The sequence below is a fragment of the Bacillus sp. JJ1127 genome, assembly GCF_036965845.1.
Lineage (GTDB): Bacteria > Bacillota > Bacilli > Bacillales > Bacillaceae_G > Bacillus_A.
In genome coordinates this window covers 737-3,714 of the sequence record NZ_JBALQK010000268.1, presented here as the reverse complement: position 1 = coordinate 3,714, position 2,978 = coordinate 737, and the positions used below count along the sequence as shown (strand labels likewise).

The 2,978-nt window shown below is 32.9% G+C and carries 3 protein-coding genes; all 3 read right to left on the bottom strand.

Annotated features, from left to right (window positions below):
• Positions 1 to 245 precede the first annotated feature (245 nt).
• Genes V7183_RS21930 through V7183_RS21920 form a run of 3 tightly spaced genes read right to left on the bottom strand, consistent with a single transcriptional unit; the run spans position 246 to position 2,464 of the window.
• Entirely contained in the window at positions 246 to 1,511 is a 1,266-nt protein-coding gene (locus V7183_RS21930) for an FtsW/RodA/SpoVE family cell cycle protein (RefSeq protein ID WP_335360826.1), read from the bottom strand.
• A 7-nt stretch (positions 1,512 to 1,518) separates the two neighbouring features.
• Entirely contained in the window at positions 1,519 to 1,926 is a 408-nt protein-coding gene (locus tag V7183_RS21925) for a PadR family transcriptional regulator (RefSeq protein ID WP_016113565.1), read from the bottom strand.
• A gap of 4 nt (positions 1,927 to 1,930) precedes the next feature.
• Complete coding sequence (locus tag V7183_RS21920; protein WP_335360825.1) at positions 1,931 to 2,464, bottom strand: sigma-70 family RNA polymerase sigma factor; 534 nt, start codon at positions 2,462 to 2,464, stop codon at positions 1,931 to 1,933.
• Positions 2,465 to 2,978 lie beyond the last annotated feature (514 nt).

Genomic DNA, 2,978 nt, shown 5'->3' with positions numbered 1-2,978 from the left:
AAAGTTTGATTAAATTAACATAATAAACCTTGATAAAAGAGGCAAATAGAAAAAGCGTGTTTTGAAAAAAAGATGGATCAAAACACGCTTTTTCTATATTCAATTGAATCATCCTTTTATAAAAAAGTTTGATAATTTTTGTTATACTTGCTCAATTAAAGCGCCCTATTCTGGAATAAGCTAAATACCCATGTCAGTGTAAAGTTTCTTTATTGAATTAATGTAAAGAAACTTTAGATTCAATTCTAAATGAAACTACTTGATATCAAATTTTTACGTCGATACACACTTAACACGATACCCATTAAAAACGCATGAAATAAAGTTGGCGTTAATCCATAGCTAATAAAAGGTAAGGATATAGAAGCGATCGGTAATAAGCCCATGATCATTCCAACGTTATAAATGAACTGGACTACAAAAAGAGTCATTCCACCAACAAGAAGCAATTTACCATACCGATCATTTATTTTATAAGATATGACCATTATCCTCGCTACAAAAAGAGAAAGAATGAATACAAGAATCAGCGCAAGCAAATACCCATAATAGTAAGTCAAACTTGCAAACACAAAATCAGTATATGCAGCAGGTATAGACTGTACATTTCCAGATGTACCAAACCAACCTGCTGACGACATTACCTCTTTTAAACGTATATACATAAACCCTGCGCCACCTGCATCTTGCTCTGGATTTATGTACCCTAAAATTCTAGCCATCCGGTATCCTTTTACTGAAGACCAGGAAAAGAATACCCTGATAATAAATAAACAAATTGGTACAATTGTAATAATCAATGCCTTTTTCTTTCCTAACTTACTCCACCAAAGCATAACGAATACCATCATAATATAGATAAAAATTGTTGAAAGAGTTGATACAGTTAAGAATAAATACAAAGAAAATAGATACAAAACCACAAGATGCATAACCTTTAGCCTACTGTTATTGAAAAAAGAAGCCCAAGCTAGAAAAAAGAACGGCACTGCCATTAAACATCCAATTGCAATAGGACCAATTTTTATTAACGGTTCTCCAGTCATTGAAGCGTTTGGAAAACAGTATAGCATTAACAGGATGAGTACTCCGATTGTGTAAAACAGCCATCCGAGTCTCTCTAATTTCCGATAATCAATCAGCATCATCCCAAAAGCTGTTACAACACCGAGAATAACAAATATTACCTTATCCATTAGTAAATCATTCGTATGTCCAAAAGCTACAACTGGCAAAAAACCTAGCCCCATAGCAATCACTAATAAAATAATAATGAACCAATCAACCTTCGGCTTATGAAGCTTGTTAAGTTCTTGACCAAGTTTGATTGGACTGCCCATTTGTTCAACAGCCTTGTCTTCAGCAACTTCCTCACTTAACCCTTTCTCTATCCACATATTCTTCGCCTGTTTCAAGTGAAAATCCAGTTCTGTTGCCACAAGGTTCTTCGCTTCTTTTGATTTAATATGATTGGTAACCTCTTTTAAAAAACGCTCCCCTTTTTTATTCAAATTTGTCTCACCCCTGTACTAATCCTTTTAATATAAATCGTGCCTTTGTAGAATTTTTTTCTGCCTTTCGTAGCATCTTTCTTCCCTTATCATTTAATTGATAATATTTAGCTCCTGAATGATCCCAACTCGATTGGATAAAACGATTCTGTTCCAGACGATGTAATAAGGTGTATAAAAAGCCTTCATTTCCTTCGAATTTTTGAATCCCTCTCCCACGCAATAGCTGTGCCAATTCGTACCCTGTTTTTTCATTCATGAGAAGTTGCAGAACTGCTAAAAGGATATCTTCTTCATTTTCGTATGATTGATTAATTTTTTCGTGTACCTGCTTTCGATGTTGATCAGAAAAACTCAAATGTTTAAAAGTTGTATTCTCCATTGATTTTCGTAGGCCTTTTAATCGATCTTCCATTTGATTATTCCTCCAATCCTTTCTTCAATAGTTCCTTAGCTCTTTTCAGTCTTGTTTTTATCGTGTTTTCCTTCACTTCTATTACCATAGCAATATCTTTAATTGGCAACTCTTCATAATAAAAGAGATAAATCACTTCTCGATATTTTATTGGTAAGTTCATTACTGCAGAAGCCAGCCTACGGTCCTCTACATTTTGAATAACAGTTTGTTCAACACTTTCTTTTTGAATCCCAATATACGTAGATTCATCCTCTGTAACAATTACCTTTTTGTTATACCAACTTTTTATATAGTCCTTACAATGGTTAATGGCAATTCTCCACAACCATGTTTTTACATTTGATTTCCCTTTGTATGTATGAAGAGATTTATAACATTTAACAAATATATCTTGCGTTAAGTCCTCAGCGACCTCTTTATTATCTACATATGAATAAACAAGCTGTAAGATTTCCTGTCCATACTTGTTCATTATCTCATCTATAAGGTCCTCCTTATCTTCTATTTCAAACGCCTCTGCTGTTAATTCATCCACATCAGTTCCTCCTTCCCATTTATTAGACGACGCACTCCATTAAAAAGTTTTATAAATCCCTAAAAAAAAACGGTTGGCAATGTCCATACCGTTTTTTCAAACCTTTATTTCAAGATTAATTTTTCTTTACTAAAAATAAATCTTTTATTTTACCAAAGGCCTATCCCTTTTTATTTTCTAAATAGTTTTCTAAATAATTCTCTACTCTAATTTCTTATTTCACTCCATGAAATTCATTATCCTGCCACCGTTCGTTTAATAAGACTTACTCAATTAAATGGTCCGATTGCTGAACAAGAAAAATTCTGCATTATCACATCAGGATTTTTGATCAAACTTTATTAGAAATTATCAATCTTTATTAGAAACGATCAGACTTAATTCAAAAGCTACACCTATTCCCTAAAAAAATAAGGAATAGGCAGCTTGTGTGTTATAATCTGTGTCCCGTTTTCAATGATAATAAAGTTATTCAATTTTAGCTTTCAAAATATAGTAGCCTTCTGTCTATTTA